At 57.9% G+C, this 26,377-nt stretch carries 27 protein-coding genes and 1 tRNA gene; 17 read left to right on the forward strand and 11 right to left on the reverse strand.

Translation table 11 applies throughout. The features are described from left to right. The 5 genes from rpoC to VJU77_12625 form a co-directional block, all read left to right on the forward strand. On the forward strand, window positions 1-3,238 hold a 3,238-nt coding region (rpoC, locus tag VJU77_12605; GenBank protein ID HKP04186.1), incomplete at its 5' end, for a DNA-directed RNA polymerase subunit beta'. A gap of 90 nt (window positions 3,239-3,328) precedes the next feature. Then, window positions 3,329-3,844: a cob(I)yrinic acid a,c-diamide adenosyltransferase gene (locus VJU77_12610; GenBank protein HKP04187.1), complete on the forward strand. Its 516-nt coding sequence runs from the start codon at window positions 3,329-3,331 to the stop codon at window positions 3,842-3,844. Between the two features lie 208 nt (window positions 3,845-4,052). Continuing rightward, window positions 4,053-4,526 (forward strand): nuclear transport factor 2 family protein, encoded by a 474-nt coding sequence (locus tag VJU77_12615; protein HKP04188.1) that lies wholly within the window; start codon window positions 4,053-4,055, stop codon window positions 4,524-4,526. Window positions 4,527-4,562: 36 nt separating this feature from the next. After that, window positions 4,563-4,757, forward strand: a complete 195-nt coding sequence (locus VJU77_12620; protein HKP04189.1) for a four helix bundle protein — start codon at window positions 4,563-4,565, stop codon at window positions 4,755-4,757. A gap of 26 nt (window positions 4,758-4,783) precedes the next feature. Further along, on the forward strand, window positions 4,784-5,395 hold the full coding sequence (locus VJU77_12625) for a hypothetical protein (protein HKP04190.1): 612 nt from the start codon (window positions 4,784-4,786) through the stop codon (window positions 5,393-5,395). A gap of 113 nt (window positions 5,396-5,508) precedes the next feature. Here VJU77_12625 and VJU77_12630 read toward each other — a convergent pair whose 3' ends face one another. Both VJU77_12630 and VJU77_12635 read right to left on the reverse strand, forming a co-directional pair. Continuing rightward, complete coding sequence (locus VJU77_12630) at window positions 5,509-6,666, reverse strand: hypothetical protein (GenBank protein ID HKP04191.1); 1,158 nt, start codon at window positions 6,664-6,666, stop codon at window positions 5,509-5,511. 334 nt (window positions 6,667-7,000) lie between these two features. Further along, the gene (locus tag VJU77_12635; protein ID HKP04192.1) at window positions 7,001-8,101 is read right to left on the reverse strand and encodes a hypothetical protein; all 1,101 of its coding nucleotides are present in this window, start codon (window positions 8,099-8,101) and stop codon (window positions 7,001-7,003) included. A gap of 890 nt (window positions 8,102-8,991) precedes the next feature. On the opposite strand from VJU77_12635, the gene VJU77_12640 reads away from it, so the two are divergent. Further along, entirely contained in the window at window positions 8,992-9,555 is a 564-nt protein-coding gene (locus tag VJU77_12640) for a nuclease-related domain-containing protein (protein ID HKP04193.1), read from the forward strand. A gap of 93 nt (window positions 9,556-9,648) precedes the next feature. Here VJU77_12640 and VJU77_12645 read toward each other — a convergent pair whose 3' ends face one another. The 3 genes from VJU77_12645 to VJU77_12655 form a co-directional block, all read right to left on the reverse strand. Next, window positions 9,649-10,008 (reverse strand): helix-turn-helix transcriptional regulator, encoded by a 360-nt coding sequence (locus tag VJU77_12645; protein ID HKP04194.1) that lies wholly within the window; start codon window positions 10,006-10,008, stop codon window positions 9,649-9,651. 66 nt (window positions 10,009-10,074) lie between these two features. Then, window positions 10,075-10,665, reverse strand: a complete 591-nt coding sequence (locus VJU77_12650; GenBank protein HKP04195.1) for an ORF6N domain-containing protein — start codon at window positions 10,663-10,665, stop codon at window positions 10,075-10,077. A gap of 259 nt (window positions 10,666-10,924) precedes the next feature. Next, window positions 10,925-11,578, reverse strand: a complete 654-nt coding sequence (locus VJU77_12655; protein HKP04196.1) for a peptidoglycan-binding domain-containing protein — start codon at window positions 11,576-11,578, stop codon at window positions 10,925-10,927. A 441-nt stretch (window positions 11,579-12,019) separates the two neighbouring features. Here VJU77_12655 and rpsB point away from each other — a divergent pair, with 441 nt between their 5' ends. From rpsB to VJU77_12690, 7 genes are all read left to right on the forward strand, one after another. After that, window positions 12,020-12,751, forward strand: coding sequence for a 30S ribosomal protein S2 (gene rpsB, locus VJU77_12660; GenBank protein ID HKP04197.1), 732 nt, complete (start codon window positions 12,020-12,022; stop codon window positions 12,749-12,751). A 95-nt stretch (window positions 12,752-12,846) separates the two neighbouring features. Continuing rightward, complete coding sequence (gene tsf / locus VJU77_12665) at window positions 12,847-13,488, forward strand: translation elongation factor Ts (GenBank protein HKP04198.1); 642 nt, start codon at window positions 12,847-12,849, stop codon at window positions 13,486-13,488. A gap of 174 nt (window positions 13,489-13,662) precedes the next feature. Next, window positions 13,663-14,211: a ferritin-like domain-containing protein gene (locus VJU77_12670; GenBank protein HKP04199.1), complete on the forward strand. Its 549-nt coding sequence runs from the start codon at window positions 13,663-13,665 to the stop codon at window positions 14,209-14,211. A 292-nt stretch (window positions 14,212-14,503) separates the two neighbouring features. Further along, window positions 14,504-16,240, forward strand: coding sequence for a non-homologous end-joining DNA ligase (gene ligD / locus VJU77_12675; GenBank protein ID HKP04200.1), 1,737 nt, complete (start codon window positions 14,504-14,506; stop codon window positions 16,238-16,240). Window positions 16,241-16,356: 116 nt separating this feature from the next. Then, the gene (purS, locus tag VJU77_12680) at window positions 16,357-16,593 is read left to right on the forward strand and encodes a phosphoribosylformylglycinamidine synthase subunit PurS (protein HKP04201.1); all 237 of its coding nucleotides are present in this window, start codon (window positions 16,357-16,359) and stop codon (window positions 16,591-16,593) included. Window positions 16,594-16,620: 27 nt separating this feature from the next. Then, on the forward strand, window positions 16,621-17,331 hold the full coding sequence (gene purQ / locus VJU77_12685) for a phosphoribosylformylglycinamidine synthase subunit PurQ (GenBank protein ID HKP04202.1): 711 nt from the start codon (window positions 16,621-16,623) through the stop codon (window positions 17,329-17,331). 262 nt (window positions 17,332-17,593) lie between these two features. Further along, entirely contained in the window at window positions 17,594-18,070 is a 477-nt protein-coding gene (locus tag VJU77_12690) for a hypothetical protein (protein HKP04203.1), read from the forward strand. Window positions 18,071-18,315: 245 nt separating this feature from the next. Here VJU77_12690 and tyrS read toward each other — a convergent pair whose 3' ends face one another. From tyrS to VJU77_12710, 4 genes are all read right to left on the reverse strand, one after another. Next, window positions 18,316-19,482, reverse strand: a complete 1,167-nt coding sequence (gene tyrS / locus VJU77_12695; protein HKP04204.1) for a tyrosine--tRNA ligase — start codon at window positions 19,480-19,482, stop codon at window positions 18,316-18,318. Window positions 19,483-19,508: 26 nt separating this feature from the next. Next, on the reverse strand, window positions 19,509-20,015 hold the full coding sequence (locus VJU77_12700) for a hypothetical protein (protein HKP04205.1): 507 nt from the start codon (window positions 20,013-20,015) through the stop codon (window positions 19,509-19,511). A 293-nt stretch (window positions 20,016-20,308) separates the two neighbouring features. Continuing rightward, window positions 20,309-20,761, reverse strand: coding sequence for an IS200/IS605 family transposase (tnpA, locus tag VJU77_12705; protein ID HKP04206.1), 453 nt, complete (start codon window positions 20,759-20,761; stop codon window positions 20,309-20,311). A gap of 293 nt (window positions 20,762-21,054) precedes the next feature. After that, window positions 21,055-21,699: a lipid-binding SYLF domain-containing protein gene (locus VJU77_12710; protein HKP04207.1), complete on the reverse strand. Its 645-nt coding sequence runs from the start codon at window positions 21,697-21,699 to the stop codon at window positions 21,055-21,057. Between the two features lie 66 nt (window positions 21,700-21,765). On the opposite strand from VJU77_12710, the gene tadA reads away from it, so the two are divergent. The 4 genes from tadA (at window position 21,766) to VJU77_12730 (ending at window position 24,651) form a co-directional block, all read left to right on the forward strand. Further along, window positions 21,766-22,257 (forward strand): tRNA adenosine(34) deaminase TadA, encoded by a 492-nt coding sequence (gene tadA, locus VJU77_12715; GenBank protein HKP04208.1) that lies wholly within the window; start codon window positions 21,766-21,768, stop codon window positions 22,255-22,257. Window positions 22,258-22,408: 151 nt separating this feature from the next. Next, on the forward strand, window positions 22,409-23,572 hold the full coding sequence (locus tag VJU77_12720) for a hypothetical protein (GenBank protein HKP04209.1): 1,164 nt from the start codon (window positions 22,409-22,411) through the stop codon (window positions 23,570-23,572). A gap of 63 nt (window positions 23,573-23,635) precedes the next feature. After that, window positions 23,636-24,187 (forward strand): GNAT family N-acetyltransferase, encoded by a 552-nt coding sequence (locus VJU77_12725; GenBank protein HKP04210.1) that lies wholly within the window; start codon window positions 23,636-23,638, stop codon window positions 24,185-24,187. Window positions 24,188-24,246: 59 nt separating this feature from the next. Beyond that, window positions 24,247-24,651 carry a peptidoglycan-binding domain-containing protein gene (locus tag VJU77_12730; protein HKP04211.1) on the forward strand — a complete coding sequence of 135 codons (405 nt, stop codon included), beginning with the start codon at window positions 24,247-24,249 and terminating at the stop codon, window positions 24,649-24,651. Between the two features lie 66 nt (window positions 24,652-24,717). Here the strand turns inward: VJU77_12730 and VJU77_12735 are convergent. Next, window positions 24,718-24,791: transfer RNA gene (locus VJU77_12735), tRNA-Gln, on the reverse strand. 135 nt (window positions 24,792-24,926) lie between these two features. Next, window positions 24,927-26,255: a response regulator gene (locus VJU77_12740; GenBank protein ID HKP04212.1), complete on the reverse strand. Its 1,329-nt coding sequence runs from the start codon at window positions 26,253-26,255 to the stop codon at window positions 24,927-24,929. Window positions 26,256-26,377 lie beyond the last annotated feature (122 nt).

Consider the following 26,377-nt stretch of genomic DNA (forward strand, 5'->3'; position numbering starts at 1 on the left):
CGAGAAACGCATGTTGCAGGAAGCCGTTGACGCTTTGTTCGATAACGGCAGGCACGGTCGCGCCGTGACCGGCGCAGGCAATCGTCCGCTCAAATCGCTGAGCGATATGCTCAAGGGCAAGGGCGGCCGTTTCCGTCAGAACTTGTTAGGCAAGCGCGTCGATTATTCCGGCCGTTCCGTCATCGTCATTGGTCCGGAGCTCAAGCTCCACCAGTGCGGTCTGCCGAAGAAGATGGCGCTCGTTTTATTTGAGCCCTTCATCATTCGTCGGCTGAAAGACCTCGGCTACGTGCACACTGTGCGCAGCGCGAAGAAGATGATCGAACGCCAGACGCCTGAAGTCTGGGACATTCTCGAGGAAGTGACAAAGGGCCACCCGGTTCTGTTGAACCGCGCGCCGACCCTGCACCGTCTTTCCATTCAGGCTTTTGAGCCGCAGCTCATCGAAGGTGAAGCCATCCGCATTCACCCGCTCGTTTGCACCGCCTACAACGCGGACTTCGACGGCGACCAGATGGCCGTGCACGTGCCGCTCTCGGTCGAAGCCCAGATGGAAGCGCGCATGCTCATGCTCGCGCCCAATAACATTTTCTCGCCTTCCAGCGGGAAGCCGATCACCACTCCGTCGCAGGACATTACGCTCGGTTGTTATTACCTGACGCAGAACCCGCGGCGTGCCGCTGGCAGCGAAAAGGAAACGCGCCTGCCGCTGTTTGAGAACGCGATCGAAGTCGAATTCGCGATGGCTGACGGCAAGGTCCGCGTCCACGATCGCATCCGCTACAAGAACCCGAATTTCGGAACGGAGACGGTTTACGGCAACGCGAACGATCGCGTCATCGAAACCACCGCCGGCCGCGTCATGTTCAACGAAATCTGGCCGACGGCGATGGGATTTTTCAACAAGGCGGCGGGCAAGAAGCAGCTCACCGATATCATCTGGCGTTGCTATCAGGTCGCCGGCCAGCAGGGCACCGTCGAAACTCTCGATAAGCTGAAAGAGCTTGGCTTTACCTGGGCGACCAGGGCCGGCGTCTCGATCGGAATTTCGGACATGATCATTCCGAAAGAGAAAGAGACCGAACTGCAGAACGCCTACAAGTCGATCAAGACGGTGGAGCAGCAGTATCGCAAGGGCATCATCACGGACGGCGAGCGTTACAACAAGATCATCGACATCTGGACGCACGCTGGCGACGAAATCTCGAACGTCATGTTCCGCACTCTCGAGCACAACGAAGGGCGCAAGGAATTGAACCCGGTCTATTTGATGGTGGACTCGGGCGCGCGGGGCAATCGCCAGCAGGTGAAACAGCTGGCCGGCATGCGCGGATTGATGGCGAAACCTTCGGGCGAAATCATCGAGCGGCCGATTACCTCGAATTTCCGGGAAGGCTTGAGCGTGCTCGAGTATTTCATCTCGACGCACGGCGCCCGCAAGGGTCTGGCCGACACCGCTCTGAAGACGGCGGACTCCGGTTACCTCACCCGCAAACTCGTGGACGCATCCCAGGACGTGATCATCAACGAGATGGATTGCGGAACGGTCAACGGCATCACGGTTCGCTCGATTTACGAAGGCGACGAAGAAGTGGTCGATCTTTCGACCCGCATCATCGGCCGGGTGAGCTGCGAGTCGGTGGTTGATCCCGTGACGAAGAAGAAGGTTGTGAAAGCGAACCAGCTCATCGACGAACATATTGCCGCGGCGATCGAGAAGGTCGGCGTGGAGAGCCTGAAGATTCGCTCCGTGCTTACCTGCGAATGCGGACGCGGCGTCTGTGCGCAATGCTACGGGCGCAACCTCGCGACGGGGCAGTTCGTGAAGCTGGGCGAAGCGGTCGGCATCATTGCCGCGCAATCAATCGGCGAACCCGGCACGCAGCTGACGATGCGGACGTTCCACATCGGCGGCACGGCGAGCCAGACGTTCAAGCAGCCAATCATCAAGGCGAAGAACGACGGTACCCTGCAGTTCAACGACCTCCGCACAGTGCAGGCGCTCGACGGCAGTTGGATCGTGTTGAACAAGAACGGCTCGATCGGCGTGCATAATGCCGAAGGCCGCGAGCTCGACCGTTATAACGTCGTGATCGGTTCAGTCATCTCGAAGCCGGACGGCGCCCAGGTAAAGAAGGGGGAGACCTTCGTGCAATGGGATCCGTATAACGTTCCAATTTTGACCGACAAGAGCGGTAAAATCGAATTCCGCGACATGATCGCGGGCGTAACGATCAAGCGCGACGTCGATGAAGCGACCGGCCTGATGGGCACCGTCATCATCGAGCACAAGGAAGATTTGCACCCGCAGATCGTGGTGGTCGGCGAGAAGAAGGAAGTGCTCGCGAGCTATTCCATTCCGGCGGGAGCCCACGTCATCGTCGAGGAAGGCCAGAAGATTCGGGCCGGCGCCTTGCTCGCCAAGACGCCTCGAAAGATTGCCAAAACCAAGGACATCACCGGCGGTCTGCCGCGGGTGGCCGAACTCTTCGAAGCGCGCCGTCCGAAAGACGCGGCGGAGATCGCGAAGATCGACGGCACCGTGGAAATGGGCGGGACAGTTCGCGGCAAGCGGAAGCTTATTCTCAAGGACCCCGAAACCGGCGCCGAAGAGGAACACCTTATCTCGCTGACCAAGCACATCATTGTTTTCAAGGGCGACTTCGTGAAGAAGGGCCAGCAGCTCACGGAAGGTCCTGTTGTGCCGCACGAAATCCTCGAGGTCTGCGGACCGCAGGATTTGCAGGAGCACCTCGTCAACGAAGTGCAGGAAGTCTATCGTCTCCAGGGGGTGGAAATTAACGACAAGCACATCGAGATCATCGTTCGCCAGATGTTGCGGAAAGTGAAGATCACCGATCCGGGCGACACCTCGCTCCTCTGGGGCGACCAGGTGGACCGCCTCGATTTCGAAGCGGAGAACTCCAAGGTCGTGGAGCAGGGCGGCAAGCCCGCGGAAGCGACTCCGGTTCTGCTCGGCATCACCAAGGCCTCGCTCGAGACCGACAGCTTCATCTCGGCGGCGTCGTTCCAGGATACCACGCGCGTTCTGACCGAAGCGGCCACGTTGGGCAAGGTCGATCGTCTCCGCGGCTTCAAGGAAAACGTCATCATGGGCCATCTCATCCCGGCGGGCACAGGCTTCCCGGCGGTGCGCGAGATCAAACTCGTGGAGCTCGGCGAGCAAGTCGGGACTTCGCTGGTCGAGGAACCCGAAGCGCGGCCGGCGCTCGGATAGTGGGGAATTGGAGTGATGGAGTAGTGGAGTGATGCATAGCGCAAAACCCCATTACTCCAGCACTCCATTACTCCATTTCCCCCTCCACTGATGTCCATCGCGACCAAAACCGGTGACGAAGGCGACACCTCGCTCATGTATGGGCGCCGCGTCCCCAAGACCGATGCCCGCGTCGAAGCCTACGGATGCGTTGACGAGCTGAACTCCGCGCTCGGCCTCGCCCGGGCCGCCACCACCGATCCTTTTCTCACCGAACAAATCCTCGCTCTCCAGAAAGAGCTCGTCATCGTGATGGGCGAGCTGGCCACTGCCGCCGAAGACATGGAACGCTACCGGCGCGACGGCTTCCAGGTCACCGCCGCCGCCATGACCGATCGCCTGACCGATCTGGTCCATCAGCTCGAAAAAGGCCGCAGCTTCAAGGACTGGTCGACGCCTGGCGCCAATCCGACCGCCGCCGCCTTCGACCACGCCCGCACCACCTGTCGCCGCGCCGAGCGTCGCGTCGCCGCTCTCCTCGACACCCCGAACGTCAACCGCGAACTCCTCCGCTACCTCAACCGCCTCTCCGACGCTCTCTGGCTCCTCGCCCGCAAGGCGGAGTGATCAGGGAAGTGACGCCAGGAAGTGACGTGTGATATGTGACATGAGTCTGGCGCGCCATCTTTCACGTCACACGTCGCTTCTCTGCTCACGTCACTCGTCACATGCCCGCCAAGCCATAGTCCCGCGACTGCGGGACGAAGGCTGGTCACTTTCGACGTCCCGTCGAATTAGCCTTGTTAGGCCAGCGACGCCTCCATAACCTGTCGGAATGAATTACACCAAGCTGTTTTGCATCCTGTTCGCGTTCGCCTTGCCGGTGGCGCTCCTGGCGCAGGGCAATGACGCCGCGAAACCGAACCCCGACCTCGAGAAGGCCATTATCAAGTTCGAGCACGACATGAGCGCCGCGCTCACCAAGCCCGACGCTGACGCTGCCGCGAAAATGCTGGCCGATTCCTTTTACGCCGTGAATCCCGACGGCACCACGCAAGGCAAAACTCAGTTCGTCGCCGATCTGAAATCACGCAAGTTCAAGCTCGAATCAAACGAGCTGGACGACATGAAAGTTCACGTCGTTACGGCCGACATGGCCATCGTCACCTATCGCAGCACCGACAAAGGCGATTACGACGGGCACGATCTGAGCGGCCAATATCGCTGGCTCGATGTGCTCGCGAAGCGGAACGGCGCCTGGCAGTTCATCGTTTCCCAAGGCACAAAAATCGAAGCAGCCAAGAAGTGACGTGTGACAAGTGACAAGTGACAAGTTGTTTGTTAGATCGTCGTCCATGCAAACGAGACCCGGAACGACAAAGACTTAGTTGTTTGGAAGAAGGCAATTGCACTGGCGAACGCGATTTATGAACTGACCTCAAAATTTCCTGGCGAAGAGAAATTTGGGCTCGTCTCGCAAATGCGACGCGCTGCCGTCTCCATCCCTCATCACGCTACATATCACACGTCACTTCCCTAATTACGTCACACTTCACTTTCCCAATCATGTCACACGTCACTCGTCACACGTCACTCTCCCCATCACGTCACATGTCACTCGTCACTTCCGTATCCGCGGTCTTCCTGGGTCTCTCTTTGGCCTTCAGCGCCGTCGCCTCAGCGCAAACGACCCCGGCGTCCGCAATGGCGGCCGGGCTACTGCCACCGAAAGAAACTTCTCCTTCCCGGGCAGCAGAATCTCCGGCCCCGAAAGGTTCCGATCGCCAGGCAAGCATCCAGGCTGAAGTAGAAACCTTCGTCAAATCCCTCTACCGCGACATGGAGCAGGACGATCCCGGTAAAATCCTGGCCAGTTTTGCCGACACCGTCGATTACTACAGTTACGGTCCGCAGGGCAAACCCGCCATCGCGCAACAGCTGCGCCAATACTTTTCCGCCTACCCCAGCCGCTCATTCACCGTCGGTGAAGTGAAAATAGAAGGTCCGCCCTCCAAATCCCGCAAAGTCACCGCCACCTGCGAAGTCCGTTACAAGCTCAAGGACGCCCAGGGAACGACGAGCACCGGCCGCTCGAACGTAGAATTGGACCTCATCAAACCCGACAAAGTCATCAAAATCGTCCGCTTCAACGGAACCTCCGTTCCGGACGGGCCGTAGGGTCCGACTTTGTCGGGAGGCAGAGCGCGGAAGGCGGACGCCGGAGATTCACACCACACGTTCGCCCGCCTGAGGCGGGACGAACCCGCCGTGGTGGGTCACTTTCCCAGAAGTCACCGCCGCGCCGACTTCGCCCGGTACCGCAGGATCAGAGTTCGTTCGGGCTGGCCAAACACGCCGGTTGTGCCCACAGCCCAGAGCGTCCCTTTTGAGGTGACGGCAATGCCCTGCAGTCGATTACTGGAAGATTCGGGATTCGGGCTGGGGACAGACGTCCAGGCCGATCCATTCCAATGTTCCGTCAGCGTTTTCTGAACGCTGTCCTGGTTAAACTGGCCCGTCGTCCAGATGTCGCCGCTGGAGGCGGCGACGATCCCGACCAGCACTTCGTTGAGCGCATTACTCAACGCCGGGGTCAGCATTACACTCCAGCTCAAACCATTCCAATGAAGGGCCAGCGTCTTCGAACTCCCGGCCGCACCCACCGCCCAAACGTCGTTAGCCGAAATGGCCGCAACCCCATACAAACTGTTGTTTCCGGTGCTGTCGTTCGGACTGGCCACCACCATCCAGTTCGAACCATCCCAGTGCAGCGTCAAGGTGCGGCTACTACTGTATCCAACCCTGGTTCTGCCCGTGGCCCAGATATCATTCGAGGCGATGGCATCGACCGCATAGAGGATGTCATCCCCAACCGAGGGGCTGGGCACGATCTGCCAGTTTGCCCCGTCCCAATGCATCGTCAGAGACTGGTTGTTGAAATTGCTGTCGATCGAGTAGCCCACGGCCCAAATGTCGTTAAGCGCCACCACCGAGATCGCATTCAAGATACAGGAGCTGCCCGCGACATTGGGGCTGGGAACGATGCTCCAGAGCGAAGGCGTGCCTCCCGCTGAATGCTCAATAAGCGTGCTGTAAGTATTTCCTCCGTTCGCCGCCTGGCCAACCGCCCAAATGTCGTTCGGGCCCGCGACGGCGACCCCATTAAGAAAATTGTTTCCGCTGGTCGCATTCGGGCTCGAGATGAGTGACCAATCGGCGCCATTCCAGTGCTCGATCACCGTTCGCCAGGCGAACAAGTCTTCATCGTAGCCGGCGCCCACCGCCCAGACATCGTCGTCCGCCGAGGCCGCCACGGCCGACAAATTATTCGCCTGGGTGCCCAGGTTTGGGCTGGGGACAACCGCCCAGCCCCCACCGGCTCCCCGGGAGCCGGCGACGAGGGCGAAGAAAACGAATGCGACGAAACACGACAGGCGAATATTTTTCATGACGTGAGCTCCTTTCTCTTCGTTCGGGAGCGAATCGAGCATCGCGTGCATTTGAAATGAACCCTTTGGTAACAACATTGTTACCTTTTCCAGACATCACAATTGGAGGAGGGAATTGGCTCCGACGATGTCCCAAAGTGGCACCGACTATGATGCGAATTAGCGGCTGGAGCGGCGCTCTCTGACCATCGAAAATTGTCTTCGGTAGTCGTGTTCCTTCTTTGCCGCGCCGACTTGTCTCGTCACATGTCACTTGTCACACGTCACCCGTCACCCGTCACCCGTCACACGTCATTTTCCTGATCATGTGTCAAAAGTGATGAATGACCCCAACTCAACCAGAACTTTGAGCAAGAAAATCCCTTTCGAGCGCTCGACCGAGCTTCGAATGCCCTTCGCCAAAGTGCTTAATCAATCGCTTGAGCGCAGTTCGACCGGCCGGCATCAAGATCAGTTTATTTAGTTGCGCCCGAACGCCAAAACGATTCTTAATCGAATTGATTGGAGCGCCGATCTTCCCCGTTATTTTCAAGAAACTAAATCCGATCTGCATAGTTGTGTCGCCGACCGGGTTCGATGAAATTAGAGCGTCAACATTCCGGCTAACGCTTTGAAACAGCTTCTCCTTCGATAGGATCTCTGCTGCATCTTCCGCAACAAATGCCTTTCGAAGTTCAGACATCCAACCGCGGAGCTCGCGATAGTCTTCTCGGAGGGCGATCGCCCTCGTTATGATGTCGTTGACGTCTGTTGATTCGGCTAGAACTTCCGCCGCAACGGGCGGAAGAAGAAAGCTGGAGAAAAAGCCTGTTTCGTCGACGCGTCGGTAAATTTTTACCCGCTCTCCTTGGATAAAACCCATAAGCTTGGCGTTGGTATTAACTGGCCCCTCCAAAAATTGTGCACGGGCGAATAAATGCGCTCGCGTGGGATGGGGAACATACGGCACGCGCAGGAAATCCGCCCGTGCCAACCCGCCTGCGCCGCCCCAAAGAACTTGTGACAGGAAGTTATGGATTGGCCTGCCTGTTTTCTCATGACTTTGTTTATTCTCGTTGTGCCGTTGACGAACTGAGTCCGAGACGCATAACTCTTCTGCCATCGCCTCGCGCTTCTCTGCCCAATCATCTATAGCCTTTCGCAAAGGCTTCGGTACGAGAACTTGACTGTCTTCAATCCTCCGTATGGATTCGAACTCACGCCATGCACCGACGAAGTCGGCATCGACCAAAAGCTGGTCTACTAAAACGATATTGGTGATTAGCTGGCAGAGGGCCTTTAGGCGAACAACGTCCGCAGAAACTTCTTGATAGCCGAAAGATTCGCCGTCGTCTGAAAACCACAAATGGTGGGCCTTGTCGCCTCTAAGTCCTTCAGCAAGGAGCTCCCCAGCCTCTTGGAGGCTCCAATTGTCGACCAGTACACTTGTGGGCATAAGTGAATGTGTATCAAGCTTTGAACCTGCAAGACCACATCAGGCTTTGATTGGAACGTCACGCCTCCTCCAAATACCGTCTGCGACAATAAGCGTACTCCGGAGGGTCATTCGTCGTATTTAGGGGTGGGCATGATCTTATTTTTTCAAATCATTCGCAATCTCGGCGAACTGTGCGAGGGCGGCTTACGCTCACTAATCTTGATGCCGCCGCCGCATGCAATCGCGTGCGAAACGTTCAAATGCAGCCCATTTCAGATAATGCTTCGTTTGTTCTTCCTCCACGATTTCCTCCAAGACTTCCCAAAGCTTTGAGACAGGGACGTGCCAAATCTCAATAATCTCCTTTCGCTTGGTGAAGCGCAGGAGTCGCGCAAACTCATCCATCCTGCCACACACATTTTTCGCATCTTCCTTTTGCTCTGGGGTCCAGCCGCGACCTTTCTTGTCCCGGCGCTTAAAAAGGGCTTTTCGAATTCGATATTTAGCGAAGAAAGCGGGGGAAAGGAAGAATTAAGACGCGGCCCTGGGACATGTGACCCACCACGGCGGGTTCGTCTAATGCGAACGTGTGACGTGATGAGGGAGCGGGGCGAAGCCTGTGACGTGTGACAAGTGACGTGGTGGGGAGCGGGACGCGAAGCACGGCATTTGCCTGCGCTTCTGGCACGGATTTCGCAGTAAAGGCCGGCATGTTCCCTAAGAAAAAGCAGAAACGATCGACTCTTCCGACAGTTCGCCGGTTGGCTGGACAATCCATTCGGGATGAAAAAGAGCGGCTTACCGACAATCGCTTCGTACCGTTTTATTATGCTACCGCATTTCTCTGGATTCTTTGGGGCTTGGATGAATTCAGATCGTGGGCTCACCAGCCACCCCAGCCGCGGCTAATGTTTTGCGTCGCGGTTGTAGCCACAGGAGTTTCTCTGATCGTTATTGGGCGCTTATTTAACGAGTTCCGCAGACTGAATCGCGGTGAGCGAGGAGAGTTGCATGTGGCGGAAGTCCTGGAGGGACTTCGCAGATTCGGTTACCAACCTTTTCATGATTTGAAGCGCGACGGATTCAATATCGATCACGTTGTTGTCGGCCCCGCTGGAGTCTTCGCCATCGAGACGAAATTCCGGAGTGGCGCGGGAGAGATTAGTTTCCGGAACGGCGAAGGACTGTTCGTCGATGGACGTCCGGAAGAAAACGATTGTCTCAATCAGGCGGTTGCGAATGCCGCAGAAGTCCGCCGCATGATCAAACAAGATTGCAACGTCCATGAGTGGGTTGATGCCGTCCTCGTTTTCGTGGGGGATTGGCGAGTCCGAAACGAGTGGCAGACGACGAACGCGCGAGTAGTCACTGCCGATAGGCTCGTGCCGTATTTCGTCAGTCAACAGCCGCGGCTGACTCGTCGCGAGATCGAGCTGATTGCGTCGCATCTGGGGCGCTCGGCGAAGAGCTGATTTCGGCAGAGTGACATGTGACGGGTGACATGTGACGAGATCCTCCTTCGCTACGCTTCGGCGTTACAGGTGCGGGATCCGGGATACCAGTGGTCAAAGACGTTTGCGCCGTCTCGCCTGGTAGCGGCCAGGTTGCTCCCGCACCTCGCCCGCTTTGTCTGCCTTTGCGAGCGGCTCAAGCACCACACGCACCCGAGCGTGGAGGGCGGCGGCGACGCGGCGCAGCATACTGAGGGAATGGCCTTCGTATCCGGGCGACTCCAAACGGCTGACCTGCTGTTGGGTTGTCTTCAAACGACGCGCGAGTTCGGTTTGCGAAAGGCCAGCTTGCTCTCGCAAGGTGGACAGTTGCAGGGCGATATCCCAGGCTTCGCCCGCTTCCTTGAAACGCGCCGCAAACTCCGGATCGCGGAGTTGCTCTTCGAGGAATCGATCAAAGTTGGTCTTGTTCATAATGTCGTTCGCTGATGCGAGATGCAGGATACGAGATGCGTGGCGCGCGATGCGGGAGCGTGTAGGCTATTTTTCGAGGCTAAAGCCGATCTGTTTCCTGGGTGGTTCTGGTGGCGGGGCGAGAAGCGGGCGCAGCTTCTGGAAGAGATCGCGCAAAGCGGCATCGTGGAGAAAGAGGGTGTTATCAATCTGGGCGAGCCGCTTCACAATGGTTGCATTCGTGGAAAGCTCGTCTCGCATCTTCACGAACGCGCGGATGACGAACACGCTCATCCGCACAGCGCGTTTGCTGTTCAGAATGTTCGCGGCTTGAAGGGCGCCGTGTTCGGTAAAGGCGTAGGGCCGATATTTGATATTCTGTCCCCGCTTCAAGGTCGCAATTTGCGACCTTGAACGCATACGTCCCTGAGGATCAATTGTTTGCGATGAACCGGTCGCAATTTGCGACCTCAAGCTGACCGCTTCTTCCGAGGTGAGCTGGAAGGCGAAATCCGCTGGAAATCGGTGGCGATTGCGGCGGAACTGCTCGTTGAGACGCTTGGTGGGAACGCCATAGAGTGCGGCGAGATCGGCATCGATAATAACGCGCACTCCGCGAATCTCGCGGATCGTGTCGTCGATCGCCTTATTCGAAAGCGTTAGTTGCTTGGAGGGCACAGGGGGAGACGCATTTTTGTTCTGGGGTCGCCAAATATCCAGAGGAAACGGCGGGACTCGGGCTATTTTCGATTTGCGATTTGCGATTGCGGAAAGGGACCCGCGGCTTTTTCCCTTCGACTGGGGAGAGTCGACGCTGCAACGACGGCCAGAGACCGCCGCTACAGGTCCGCCGAGAGGGCGGAGCCCGACCACCGCCGTGGCACCTCTCTTCGGTGTTCCCGATGCGATGCGGTCACAGTCTGTGACCGCATTTCGCTTAGCCCATACCGAGCGATTCCAGCGTCGGTTGGTCGACGGCGCCGGTCGTCTCGAGATTTTGGGCGGTCTGATATGCGGCCAATGCTTCCTGGGTGAGCGGGCCAACCAGGCCATCCACTTCTCCCTTATATAAGCCCTGCTCTTGCAGGACGCTCTGAACATCGGCCACGATCTGGTCGAACGGTTTCGCGCTTTTGCCCACGTAAATGGGGCCGTCATATGGGTAATAGGCCGCGGTCTGATCGTAACCCCAGGCCGGATACCAATACCCGGCGTTCCAGTAGTACCAGCCACCACCGATCAGGACGACGTGTTTATGATTCGCGTTCCACCAGACCCGGTCGTGCCACTGAGGCCGATACGTCCGGTAGACTTCGTAACGGGGACCTTTCCAGTTGCTGGCCGCTGTGATCCGAAAGTCCTGGTTGAACGTTACGCCGACAATCGTTGAGCTCGGGGTCGCGCGAAAATTCAGGTGCCGGGGCGTGAAGACGGTCACGTTCTTGTCGACGTGAACCGAGGGCACCCGAGGCTTCGGCACCGTCACCGTGACTTTCGGTTTCTTGATCTGCGGGAACTGCGCTTGTCCCGTCTGGACGCTGGCGGCGAGCGTAAGGCAACAGCCAATCAATAGGGTGATGAATCTTTGCATTCTGGTTCCTCGGTTGATGTTGTGATTTCTCCGCGAGTATCCATGCCCGGGGCGGGTGACTTTTGAAAGGAGAAAACGACTCAGGGAATTTTCGAATTTCATTTTGGGCGTAAAGCCCCGTGGGGCCACGCCCTTTATGGGGATTGAGGGCGATTGAGGGCGAGGCGCAACGGAGTTGCGGGGACCTGCCTGCGTTTGCCTCCCGCCCGGCGGATCGGCTTGAATCGGAGGCAACCAAAGAGGTCGACGGTCAGAGACGGCCGCTACAGCAAAAATCGGAAAACGGGGCCCGAAAACGGCCCCCAGATTCCTGTTGCGCCCCGGGGGGAAGTAGCGCATCTTCCCCGTCCGCTCCGCGGGGGAGGCAACGGACTGGAAGTCCGTTCGCGGCACTGGCTTGAAGCCGGTGTTCCACTGATCAGACGCGGGACCCGTTTACCTATGGCAACAGCAGCAGAATTAATTCCTGAGCTTCTCGAAGCAGGGGTCCACTTTGGTCACCAGACCAAGCGTTGGAACCCGAAGATGAAGCCGTTCATTTTCGAAAAGCGGAACCAGATTTACATCATCAATCTCGATGAAACCGCGCGCCAGCTTCATCGCGCTACCGATTTTCTCCAGGACGTCACCCGGCGCGGTGGGAAGATTTTGTTCGTCGGTTGCAAGAAACAGGCGCAGGAGGCGGTAAAGGAAGCCGCCACGGCCTGTGGACAGTTTTATGTCAATCAACGCTGGCTCGGCGGCACCCTCACCAATCTGGCCACGATCCGCAAGAGCATCGGACGTTTGAAATTTATCGAGCAGATCGAGGAGTCGCCTGATTACAAGAAAATGGGCAAACAGGAGCTGGCGGCGCTCGGCCGTGAAGCGGCGAAGCTACGGCGTAATCTGGATGGAATCCTGGAAATGTCCGCGTTGCCGGACGCGATGGTCGTGATCGATACGACCCGGGAAGCGAACGCCGTCCTCGAAGCGCGCCGCCTGGGAATCCCCACCGTCGCGATCGTCGATACGAACGCGGACCCTGAAATCATCGACTATCCGATTGCCGGTAACGACGATGCGATCCGCGCGATCCGCGTAATGCTGCAGAAGCTGGTGGACGCGATCGTTTCGGCGGGCGCCGATGCCCGCGCGCGCGAGCAGCTGGAGATGGCCGGAGTCTCTGCTTAGCGGAGACAGTTGAGCCTCGTTAGTTGCGAGTTGAGAGACTCCAACGAGCGACTCGGCTTTTCTCTCAACTCTCAACTACAAACTCTCAACTTCTTATGGAAATCGATCCCAAGCTCGTCAGGCAACTGCGAGACAAAACCAACGCCGGCATCATGGATTGCAAGCGGGCGCTGGCTGAGGCGGGCGGCGATTTGGAGAAAGCCGAGGCAGCTTTGCGCACCAAAGGCATCGCCAGTGCGGGGAAAAAGGCTTCGCGCGCGACCAAGGAAGGGATTGTCGCGGCCTACATCCATTTGCAGGGCAAAGTGGGCGTGCTCGTCGAGGTGAATTGCGAGACCGATTTCGTAGCGAAGAACGAGAAGTTTCGCGAGTTCGTGAAGGACATCACCCTCCATATCGCGGCGGCCCATCCGCTTTACGTTAATCGTGAGGACGTGCCGGCGAAGCTGGTCGACTCCGAACGGGCGATTTACGAGGGTCAGGTGAAGGGCAAGCCGGCGAACGTGATGGACAAGATTGTCGGCGGCAAGCTCGACAAGTTTTACAGCACAGTTTGCCTGGTGGAGCAGGGGTTCATCAAGAACCCGGACCAGACCGTCAGGGAACTGATCGCGACGAAGATCGCCGAGCTCGGCGAGAATATCGTGATCCGGCGTTTTACGCGCTATCTGGTGGGCGAACCCCTGGAAGTGGAAGCGGCGCCGCCGGCCGAGCAAGCTCAGCAGGAAGCGGCGTAAGGCCGGAGATTTCGAAATCCGAATTTCGAAGAGTTCGAAATTCGACTAAAAAAAATACACCCGGCTGGGTGCCTTTTTACGTTTTCTCTTTGTGCCGGTTTTCCATCGAAAACCGCGCGGGGTGCCGAGGGATTTCCCGGCCCTTCAAACATCAACCCGAAGGAGAAAATATTTATGAGCATGGATTCATTGAAAGATTTGTACTTGGACGAACTGAAAGATCTCTATAACGCCGAGAACCAGCTGCTGAAGGCGCTGCCGAAGATGGCCAAGAAAGCGTCGGCGCCGGAGCTGAAGCGCGCGTTTCAGGACCATCTGGCGCAGACTGAGGGTCACGTCGACCGGCTCGCGAAGATTTTCAAGGGGATGGGCGAGAAGCCGACCGGCAAAACGTGTAAGGCCATGAAAGGTCTGATCGAAGAGGGCAAGGAGATCATCGAGGAGGACGGCGATGGTTCTGTGCTCGATGCGGCCCTCATCGGCGCGGCGCAACGGGTGGAGCATTATGAGATCGCCGGCTACGGGGTGGTCCGGACTTTCGCGTCGCTCCTGGGCGAAGACGATGCCATGCAGACGTTGCAGCGAACGCTCAACGAAGAAGCTGAAACGGACAAGAAGCTGACGAAGCTCGCCGAATCGGTCATCAACGTCGAGGCGAGCGAGGCCGAAGAAAACGGCGAAAAGCCGAAACGCAAAGCGAAGAAATCCAGCAAACGGAAATAGTTTTAGGGTGCGCTGTCGCCAGCGCATCCGGATGGTCCGCTGATGACAGCGGACGCTACAACATCGCCACCATAGTCCGCGGGACTGTGGTGGCGATTTCGTTGGTGGATCGCGCGCTACGTCGCGCGATTTTTGACGCATCGAAACTTTTCCGACGGCGACTTTACACAGCGACGGTGCACTCATCGAGCGACTTAGCGCTCGATCCACCTCGCGCGGATGACACGGATAAGAAATGCATCTGTAATCCATCCGTGAAATCCGCGTAATCCGCGGTTAACTTCGGATCTCCATGGGACTGACCGAATACAAAAAGAAGCGGGATTTCAAAGTCACGGCTGAGCCGAGCGGCAAGCCATTGCCGAAGTTGGTGAAGGGTGCGTGCCGGTTCGTGATCCAAAAACATGACGCCAGCCGGTTGCACTACGATTTCCGGCTCGAAATGGAGGGCGTCCTGAAGTCCTGGGCGGTGCCGAAGGGCCTTCCCTGGGAAAAGGCCGAGAAACATCTCGCGGTGGAGGTCGAGGACCATCCGGTCGAATACGCGACCTTCGAGGGAATTATTCCGCAGGGCCAATATGGCGGCGGGACCGTGATGGTGTGGGACGAGGGCCAGTATCATGTCTACGGGGAGGAGCCTTTGAAAGCGCTTCGAAACGGACGGATGCACATGGTTCTGGATGGTGAAAAGGCCAGGGGAGAATGGTCGCTGATCCGAACCCGGATGGAGGCCGGCAAGCCGCAGTGGCTGCTTTTGAAAAGTGGGCAGAGCGTGCGGCCGATCTCGAAGAAGCGCGACGATCAGTCGGTGAAAACCGGACGAACGATGGCCCAGATTGCGGCCCAGAAAGATGCCGAGTGGCAATCGAATCGGAAGGAGGATTCGAAAACGAGCTTCAAAGCCCGGGTAAAAGCGGCGCTTAAAAAAAAAGCCAAAGAAGAACCAGCAGCGGGCGAAAATAAGATTGTAGGGCAGGCGCATCGCCTGCCGAACGAGAAGGGAGGCAACCGGAGCGGTCGCCCTACAAAACTTCTAGCGAAACTGCCCAGGGCGAAGCCGCGATTCATCGACCCGATGAAAGCGCGGTTGGTGGATTCGCCGCCGGGCTCCGGCGACTGGAGTTACGAACTGAAATTCGATGGCTTTCGTGTCTGCGCGGTGAAGGAGGGCAGGAAGATCAGTTTGATTTCGCGCAACGGGAACGAGATGCGGACACGCTTCCCTGAGATCGCCGAAGCGCTCCAGGACTTTCCGGCAGAAGAATGCGTGATGGACGGTGAGGTGGTGGCGCTCGACGAGAAGGGGCGATCATCGTTCCAATTGCTTCAGGCGCTCGAGATGGAAGGACGCAAAACGCCGATCCGCTTCTATGCCTTCGACCTGATGCAACTGAACGGCCGATCGCTGACCGCGCTGCCGCTCACCGCCCGAAAGGAGTTGCTGGCGCGCATTTGCGCCGAGGTCAGCGATCCGGTTCGCTATTCCGGCGAGATCAGCGGCGACGCCGAGGCGCTGTTAAGCGAACTGGGACGGCTCGGTTTGGAAGGTTTGATCGGCAAGCTGCGCAATTCCACTTACGAACCCGGAAGTCGCAGCGGCGCGTGGATCAAGCTGAAGGTCTTAAACGAACAGGAGTTCGTCATCGGGGGATTCACGCCGCCCCAGGGAGCGCGAAAACATTTTGGCGCGCTCTTGGTCGGTTATTACGAGGGCAAGAAACTGCTGTTTGCCGGGAAAGTGGGGACAGGGTTCGACACGAAGTTGCTCGCCGCGCTCCACAAGAAATTGACCGGCGAGAAACGTGACGATTGCCCGTTCGCCGATCTGCCGTCGAAACAGGGCGGGCAATGGGTCCAGGGCATCACGCCATCCATGATGCGAAAGATTGATTGGGTGAATCCGGTCTTCGTTTGCCAGGTGAAGTTCGCCGAATGGACACGGGACGGAAAGCTGCGCCAGCCGGTTTTCCTCGGAATACGCGAAGACAAGAAGCCGCGGGAGGTGGTGCGGGAGGGGCCGTCTGGGTAGGGATGGCGCGCTGCGCCGTCCGATTCGGGAAAGTTTTAGGGGGCGTTCCGCGGACGCCGCAGCGCGGCGTCCCTACCAAATTGGACTTCGAGCAAATTTCAGGCTTTGATTGAGACATGAAGGTCAAAGTCCTCGTGACGCCCAAAGCGGCGGTCCTCGATCCACAGGGCGCAGCGGTGCGCGACGCGATGCAACACCTCGGCATGCCGGAGGTAAACTCGGTCCGGATCGGCAAATATCTCGAGATCGAAGTGGACGATAAGACGCCGAACCTCGAGTCGAGGCTGGATGAACTTTGCCGCGATTTGCTTTCCAATCCGGTGATCGAGGATTACAGAGTGGTGAAGAATTGAGAACGGGAGAGCGGAAGTAACAAACGAATGAAATTCGCAGTCATCCAGTTTCCCGGTTCGAATTGCGATCAGGATTGCCTCGCGGCTTTGAACGGCATGGCGGGCTTGCAGGCCGAGTATGTCTGGCACAAGACCCGGTCCCTGGAAGGATTCGACGCGATTGTGTTGCCGGGAGGCTTTTCCTACGGCGACTACCTCCGATGCGGAGCGATCGCCCGGTTCTCGCCGATCATGGCAAGCGTCGTGGAAGAAGCGGGCAAGGGAAAACTGGTCATCGGAACCTGCAATGGATTCCAGGTTTTGTGCGAGATCGGACTTCTCCCGGGAGCGCTGGTGCGGAATCGCGGGCTGCACTTCGTCTGCGAACTGGTAACGACGCGAGTGGAAGTGCCGGATTCGGCGTTCACCCACGGTTGCCCGCAAGGAACGCTCTTGCGCCTGCCGATCGCCCACGGCGAAGGCTGCTACTTTGCGGATGAGCAGACACTGCGGGAGTTGAACGAGCGGCGGCAGGTCATTCTTCGATATGCGACCGCCGATGGCCGGATCGAGGCGTCGGCGAACCCGAATGGATCGTTGGAGAATATCGCCGGCATCTGCAACCGGGAAGGGAATGTGTTCGGCTTGATGCCGCATCCGGATCGCGCATGCGAAGCACGGTTGGGTAGCTCGGACGGTCTGAAAATCTTTCAATCGATGATGGAGATGATTGAAACGCGGCGGGCACGGGCGACGTAACGCTTCAAACAGGCCAATTACGGCCACTCTAGGCCTCGGTTTAACGCCAGCCGACACCCCCGGGATTTCCTTTGCCTGCCAGTCGCTCCGTCCAGCAAAACGTTCGTTTTTCGGGGGTCGCCCGGATGTGTCAAAATCGGGGGAAAATTTACACAAGTGTAAACAAACTTTACACGATTTTGACGCTTCAGAAGGCGTTCCCTAGGAGAGATTTGTTCGGCACCTCGAATGCTCAAATTAGGTAGCACAACCCAAAAACCCTATGTTGCTACAAAAAACTCTGCACATGAACCAGTCGCTCGAAGAGTGCAAATCACGCCTCGCGAGCATTCAGTCTTATCGGCGGCAGTTCGTCATGGTAACGAAAGCCACGGTAACTTCTTCGAAGACGGTTGATTTCAGTTTTCGCGGGCCCTTGGGCTTTGAAGCCCGCACGGTCCTGCTGGCGGTAGAGAGCGATTCACCAGATACGTTCGCCTTCGAGTCGACAGGCGGAAACCTCGACGTGATGGGCCTGGCGGAGTTCACCGAGATCCGGCCCAACTGCACGGAAGTGACCCTGGCACTTCATTACGAGATTAAGAACAGACTGTTCGCCTGGCTTGATCGCCGGTTCCATTTTGTGGATGCATTCGTGAACTCGGAGTTGCGGAGCATTCGCGCCCATTTCGAAGGGATCGCAGCGCCTGTCGTGGAGCGCACGCCGATGCTTTCGATGTTTGAGACAGCAACGGCATAGAGGGACTGCTGTCTTAAACAAAAGAGCACGAATTCGGGGGACTTCGTGCTCTTTACTTTGTACGGATGAGCCGCCGCCTCCTAGCGGCGGCGAATCCGAATTCCGAAATCCGAAACAATTATCGAAGATCAAAAATCGGCCAAATGATCGAAACCGCTGGGACGATTCGTTTCGAACATTCCCGCCCTTTGGAGATTGGAAATTGTTTCGAGTTTCGCAATTCGGAATTCGGGTTTGATCCGGCTCTAACTGATCCGAACGGCGTGCGTCTTGTCGAGGCGTAGGACTTGGCCCGGCTCAAATCGGACAATGACTTTTGGATCGACCACTTTTTCGCCGTTAACCTGAACACTTCCTTGCTCGATTAGGCGCCGAGCATCAGCCCGAGATTTCTCAATCGCAAAGGCGTTTGCGTAAGCTGCCACAACCACAGAAACGATATCGGCATTTTCGGGCCGAAAATCCGGCAGAGCGGCATCTGACAGGCGTTTCTCACTGAAGCGCGCATTCCAATCCGCGAGCGTCTTCTCGGCGTCGGCGCGGGAGTGATACGTCTCCACAATGGAGGAGGCGAGGTGCTTCTTCGCCTCCAGCGGATGGGCTGAAGAATCCAACGGTTTGTCGAGCAACAGCGGATAATAGCGCGCCATCAATTCGTCCGAAATGCTCATCAGCTTCCCGAACATTTCCGAGGCCGGTTCCGCGAGCCCGACGTAATTACCAAGGCTCTTGCTCATTTTCTTTTCGCCATCGAGTCCCTCAAGAATCGGCAGGACCATCACGATTTGCGGCGGCTGGCCCTGCTGTTTTTGCAGATCGCGCCCGACCAGATTGTTGAACAATTGATCGGTCCCGCCGAGTTCGACGTCGGCTTTGACCATGACGGAGTCCCAACCCTGCATGATCGGATACTGAATTTCGTGGGCGTGAATCGGATGGCCCTCGTCGATCCGGTTCCGGAAGTCCTCGCGCTGGAGCATTTGCTGCAACGTCACCATGCTGTTGAGGCGGATGACATCTTCGAAGTTCATTTTGCCGAACCAGTCGCCGTTCGCCACGAGCTGGGTGCGGGCGGGATCGAGCACCTTGAACGCCTGCTCGCGGTAGGTTTCGGCGTTCGCCTGAACCTGTGCGCGGGTGAGCTGGGGCCGCGTCGCCGAGCGCCCGCTTGGATCGCCGATCATGGAAGTGAAATCGCCTATGATGAGGACTGCCTGGTGGCCCAGGTCCTGGAAATGCCGGAGCTTCCGCAAAATCAGGGCGTGGCCGAGGTGCAGGTCGGGGCTCGTTGGATCGACCCCAAGCTTAACTCGCAGCGGCCGCCCGAGCCCCAGCTTCGCGAGCAATTCGGTTTCGCTAATGATTTGAGCCGCGCCCTGCTTGAGAATGGAAAGAGCTTCGTCCGGTTGCATATGCCGCGAGACAATGCAGTAGCGGACTACTTGCTCTTGTTCAACAATTCCCGCACCTGCTCGATCGTGAGCGGTTTGTTTTTGGTCCGGAGAGCCTTTTGGCTCTTGCCCTCGGCAAGGAAAGGGCGACTGCCCGCAAAGTCGCGCGTTGGGCTGGTCGTTCCGCTTTCGGGCGCGACCTGAACCGTCACGCCAGGAGGGTTAATAACGGAGTCGCTCTTGGTCGGACGGGAGCGAGGAGTGACATCGGCGACGGCATCGCCAGCGGGGAAACGGCGCGCGGGGGATTCCTTCGCAATGAAGGCCCGCTGGTCGGGAAAAGTTTTCGTGGGCGGTTTTTGCCGGAGGGAAACGCGGGGAACAGAGATGCGCTTCTCAGCCGACACGGCTTTCGAGGTCACGAATTGTTTGTCCTGTGCCGGATTTTTGAGGGTGACATCCGGCTTGAGCAGGCGATCGACCAGTTTGCTCTCCTGCTCCTGCGCCGAAAGATTCGAGACAGCGAGCAGCAACATCAGGGGGGTAACGATCAACCGCACATTGTTGAACGTCGCGAAGTTTGCTCCCGGTTGTAAAGCAAATTGTCCGCGTGAGCGGTCAAGCGTGGCGGCTACGGCGCGTCGCGCAGCGCTGGGGCATTGCCGTAGCGGCACCGGCGCGATTCACCGTAGCCTGGGGCATCGCCCTGTTTAGCCGAAACAAGCGGCCAACTCGGGTTCTGCCGCGCCAAAGGCGCAGGCTCACCCAAAGCCTGGGGCAACGCCCCAGGATTGCCACATACAGGAAACGATAAGCGCTGAAAGCGCGATTCACCATCGAGCGGGGGTTAATCCCACACATAACGCTCATCAAAACCGACGCCGTGCTTTCGCAGCAGATTTCGATACTCCTCCTGAAACGTGCGCGTCCGATGATGCATTTCCTGGTCGTCGACATACCGCAAAACCGCCTGAAGCTGACTCGGACTGACCGAAAACGCGCCGAAGCCGCGTTGCCAGAAAAAACCTCGATACCGAGGATCAAGCGTTTTGATCCATTTCGAAGACACCTTCTTTATCGTTTCAATCAGTTCCGCCTGCGACACGGTTCGCGGCAATGTCGTCACGATATGGACATGGTCCGACACCCCGCCGGCGTGCACGAATGCCGCCCCGAGGTCGCGGCAAATTGTCGCCAAATAGCCATGCATCTGCCCTCGCGCCTTCGTATCCAACCAGGGTTCGCGATCTTTCGTGCTGAAAATGACGTGAAGAATAACGTTACTGAGGGACTGGGGCATGGCGTGAATCATGCCAACGTCCGCGCCGGATGTGAATCGCGCTTTCAGCGCTAATAATTGTGTTTCGAATCAAATCCTGGGGCGTTGCCCCAGGCTACGGTGAATCGCGCCGTTGGCGCTAAGTTTGAGCGACCAGCGCCCCATTCATCCGAAACAAGCGCCCACCCTCGCTATTCCGCGCCAAAGGCGCAGCCTCACTTAAAGCCTGGGGCAACGCCCTAGGATTTGCGTGAGACAATTTCATTAGCCCTGAAAGCGCGACTCACACGCGGCGCGGAAGAGGCGCGAAACGGTCAACGACCGAGCGCCGACATGAGGTTATTCGCACGGGAAGGGGCTGGGACGGCGCCGCTGAGAATATCGCGCGCCGTTACCCCCTGGCCGTAGTAGCGATGGTTCGCCGTTTTTTGGACCGCGATCACGGTTCCTTCCAACGACGCACCGACGAACAAACCTTGCGCCCGGCTGTACGTATAGATTGCGGCCGTGGGCGTGATGGCGGCCGCTGCTTCACGACCCACCGGCCCAGCCGCGGCGCTGGCGTCAGCGCCGAGGGTGAAGTTTCCGTCCCGCGAAAAAGCGCGGACGGCGCGGTTGGTGTTCAGGACAAAGACGTATTCCGTCATTTGTGCGCCAATCTGCGGGCCCCATCCCGCTCCGCCGGTCCCGATGAAGGAGGGGCCGGACCATCCGTTGCCGGTCCGCGCGACGACCACCCCCTGGCCGCCCTTGCCACTAATGCCGAAGCCAATCTTGACGACCGTCATGATGGCCAATCCTTTTGCGTTGCGCAGCACGCTCCGCGGAATGCCGCGCTCCGGCATGGCGCGAAACTGGCGGATAATGCGAGCCGACTGGTTGACGATTTCCTGTTCAGTTGCGGACATCCCGGCGACGGGGAACAAACAAATCGTGAGCAGTGCGCAGATGGTCTTCATGGTACAACTTAGTTCGCCCGCCCGAAAGGCAATGGCTGTATAAGCAAGGGAGAGGGCGCATTTTGCATGGATGATCTTATCAAACAGCCGACCGACGAGGCTTTCATGAACGAGGCCCTGCGTTTGGCGCGGAAGGCGTTCGAAAAAGAGGAGGTCCCGGTCGGCGCCGTCGTCGTGCGAGCGGGAAAAATCATCGCCCGCGCTTTCAACCAGGTAGAGCTGCTCAAGGACGCGACGGCCCATGCGGAAATGCTCGCGATCACCCAGGCGGAGGCGGCGGTTGGGGATTGGCGGCTGAACGAGTGCGATCTGTATGTCACAAAAGAGCCCTGCGCCATGTGTGCCGGCGCCCTGGTTCATGTCCGGATGAGGCGGGTGATCTTTGGTTGTGCCGATCCGCGGAGCGGAGCTGCAGGCGGCTTGCTAAATCTTCTTAAGATGCCCGCCCTAAATCATCGGTGTGAGATCACGGACGGAATTCTGGCGAGGGAATGCGCGTCGCTCCTGCAATCGTTCTTTCAAGCGCGGCGCCGCGGGGAGCAAGTTCCCGATGTCTGAGTGGCCGAGAACCGCCTGAATTCTGAAAAAACTTGTTCGCTAAAACAAATTTCGGTAAAAGGTCCTTGAAAGGTTTAAAGTGGCTCCCCGTTTCTCCTTCCGAATCATCGCGTGCGCGGCCATTGCGTCCTTATCTGTTCTGGCGAACCGGGTGTCCGGGTCTTCTGGCGACCTGTATGTCGTCGGGGACAACTCCGTTTATAAGTATACGCCGAACGGAGCCAGAGAGACAGTTGCTTCGGGGATCTTCCAGCCGATAGCGCTGGCGTTTGATCGCGCGGGCAACCTGTTTGTTGCCAATCCGGGAAGTTGCGGCTGTATCCCAGAGATCATCTGCGAATGCCCGCCATCGACCATCATCAAAATCGCGCCGAATGGAGAGCAAAGCACTTTCGTTACGATTCCGTCGTTGTCCTTGCTCGGTCTGGCATTTGATGGCGCCGGTAACTTGTTCGTTTCGACCGGCGCAAAAATCGTCAAGATTGCCCGCGACGGGGCACAGAGTACGTTCGCGTCTCAGGGCGCTTGGCCGCTTGCTTTCGATTCGCTGGGAAAACTCTATGCCAGTTCCGGTTCCGGGAGTTCGATCGTAAAGTTTGCCCCGGACGGGAGCGCAACGACATTTGCCACGTTCACCGGTCCCGGGGCTTCCATCACCGGGTTGGCATTTGGGACTGGTGGCGATCTTTTTGTGCGCAGGGGGTCGTCGATTTTGAAGATTACGCCAGACGGAACTCGAACAACTTTCGCGACAAACGACAGGTTTAATTATGCTCTGGCCTTCGATGGTTCCGGTAATCTTTTTACGGGACTTAATGCCTACAACTCGACCGAGCCGGCCATAATAAAATTCACCCCTTCGGGCCAGGCCACAACTTTTGCCCCGGGGCCTTTGCTGGTAAGGGCACTCGCCTTCGAGCCCGTCACGGAAAAGGTTCGCAATATCAGCGCGCGTGGCCGGGTTGGCGTTGGCGATGATACTTTGATCGGCGGCTTTATCGTCGGCGGCAGCGCGCTGGCGAACAACGCCGTGCTCTTGCGCGCCATCGGGCCGTCGTTGTCAGGCGGGAGCGTCCCGAACCCGCTCGCGGATCCAATCTTGGAATTGCGCGATTCGAGCGGAGCGCTGGTAGCTTCGAATAATGATTGGCAGGACACCCAGGGAGCCCAGATCACATCCACTGGGCTCGCTCCGACGGATACCCACGAATCAGCTATCTTCGCCACTTTGCCGGCCGGCAATTATACCGCCGTGGTTCGCAGCCATGATCAGACGTCTGGTACCGCAGTGGTCGAAATCTACAGCGTCAACTAGTGATAGCCACGTAGCGGAAGGCTGAGCGAGTTTTCCCGGCTCGACGATAGGAGAGTGTTCCCGATGTCGGATTCAATCACGCCTCCCGAAAATTTTTCGACCGCGCGGCTGATTCTCCGGAAACCTCGCGAGACCGACGCCCCGCTCATTTTCGCGAGTTACGGGCAGGATCTGGAAGTCAGCCGTTATTTGATTTGGCGACCGCATCGCGATTTGAGTGACGCGCAGGAGGCGGTTGAGCGTTTCCTGGAGGATTGGCGGACGGGCAGCAAATTCTGCTGGCTTCTTTTCCGGCGGGAGGGAGGCGAACTCGTCGGTTCCATCGCGGCTCGAATAGACGGGCAGGGGATGCATCTTGGCTATCTTCTCGCCCAGCCTTTTTGGGCCCAAGGACTGATGAGTGAAGCGGTCAATGCCTTGGTCGACTGGGCTTTCTCCGAACCTTCCATTTTCCGGGTCTGGGCTGTTTGCGATGTCGAAAATGAAAGCTCGGCCCGGCTTCTCGAGCGCAATGGGTTCCAGCGCGAAGGCACCCTGCGAAAATGGTCGCTGCATCCGAATGTTTCCGCGATGCCCCGGGACTGCTATTGTTACGCCAAAACGCGGGAGGGGTGACAGTTCGGACTCGCCAGCTGCGGGGCCGTGTGGTTAAGTCCTGATTACTACTCGCCGTTATGATCTCAAAGCTCTGTCTCGTTTTTGTTTTCAGTGCACTTCTCTCCATCCGGGCATTCGCCGACCCTGAAGATCATGTCTTCCATTCGGCCAATCCGCTCGCGCCGCATGATGAATGGGGCCGGCTCCACCAGATGAAGGACGTGAGTCCAACCGATTACGAGCATCGTTCCGGTTCGCGCTGGTATTATTATTTCAAATCGCGCCACGAATTGCTCCGTGATCCGGCCTACGTCGCTTCCCTTCAAACCGTGCTTCGAAATCGCGGCTACTATTGCGGCCCGATCGACGGAATCATGTCCGACGCCGTTTCCGACGCGATTGCGAAGGTGCAAAAGAATTATGTCCAGAATGTGGATGGGCACCTCACCGTTCCCGTCCGGCGCGCCCTGAACCTGCCGTAATCGCTTCGCTCACGCGGTTTGCCGGGTTCAGTCGCAAAAGCCACGTGAGACCGCAGGTCTTTTACGTGGCAGCCTCGCTAGGATTCGAACCTAGACAAAGAGATCCAGAATCTCTTGTGCTACCATTACACCACGAGGCTTCGTTAACTGGGCGACAGACGTAAGCTCTTCGACCGAATTTCGCAAGTGCTCTGCTGTAGCGGCGGTCTCAGACCGCCGAACCAAATGCCACCGAAGACATCGACGGTTAGAGACCGTCGCTACAGCGGAGCAGCCTATCGGGCAGGCGTGTGTCCGCTCAACCAGATTTCCGCGCCTTCCCGGGCGGCTTCCACTTCCAGCTGCCGGCCACTTTCCACCACCAGGAGACGCGCCCGTTCCAGCATCTCGTCGATCTGGCGGTCGTCGTGGGAGGGATCGTGGTGAAAGAGAAAGAGCTTTTTGGCCCGGGCCTCCAGAGCGAGCGACACCACCCGGCTCAATGCGCCGTGCCCCCAGCCAATGTGTTCCTGGTATTTCTCATCCGTGTATTGCGCGTCGAGAATGAGGACATCGGTGTCCTTGAGGAATTCGACCAGTTTCGAGCGCTGCACCACCGCCTGGGCCCGGGCGCGTTGGGCATGAACGCCATCACGTTCCGCCAGTTTTAATTGCAATGGCTCGAAGGGTTCGTTGTCCGGCAAAAAAGCGATCGAGCCCTCCTTGGTGAAAAGCCGGTAGCCCGCGCAGATCCCGGGATGATTCAGGAACCGCGAGTGCACCCGGACTTTGCCGACCGAGAAATGCATCCGCTTGAGTTCCCGGATTTTGATCGTGCCCGGCAGGTCCTTCCAACTCACGGGAAAGAAGGGCAGTTCCATTTGGGCGGCGAGAATTGTCGCGAGACCTTCGCGCGCGCCCTGGTAGCCAAAAACGCGAATCGTATTCTTGGCCTGATAAGCGGGCAGAAAAAAGGGAAGCCCCTGGATGTGGTCCCAGTGCGTGTGAGTGAGCAGAAGAGTTAGGTTTATCGGGGCGCTGCCAAATTCTTCGTTGAGGGCGAGCCCGAGCGCGCGAATCCCCGACCCGGCATCGAGGACGATGATGTCGCCGTTCGTGCGAACTTCGACGCAGGTCGTGTTTCCTCCGTAGCCAATTGTGGATGGACCTGGGACCGGAATCGATCCGCGGACGCCCCAGAATTTTATCCGGGTCGAAGGGGGATGGAACTTCAGGGCGCGAGAGTGGCGATTGGTGAGTCTGCCTGCCCGGCGCCGGGGACGTTTGATCGCGGCCGCGAGCTTTTCCCATTTCAGCGGCTTAACGAAGTATCCATCGCCGCCGGCCTCGAGGACCGCTTCGCGCTCGATGTGATAGCGCTGGCCTGCGACAATGATGATGCGGGTGAGATCCAGCTTCTCACGAATCGCCCGGCAAACCTGGAGCCCGCTCATTTTAGGCAGGAGCAGATCGCAAACGATCGCATCCGGCCGTTTGGCGAAGGCTAGCTCGATTCCCGCCTTGCCCTCCAGTGCCTCGATCACCTCCCAGCCATGACGGGTGAACATCCGAGCGATTCGGCGGCGGCTCTCCACGTCGTCTTCGATGAGTAAGACCGTCGGCATGGGTGTCTAGCGCCGGATTCTGTCAGTCTCGTCTGGGGAAACAAGCGTTTTTCGCTGAGCGCCTTACCCTGGTGGATCGGTCGTTGGTGGATCGGCCGCTCCGCGGGCGATGACATCCATCG

The sequence above is a fragment of the Chthoniobacterales bacterium genome (assembly GCA_035274845.1).
Classification (GTDB): Bacteria; Verrucomicrobiota; Verrucomicrobiia; order Chthoniobacterales; family UBA10450; genus AV80.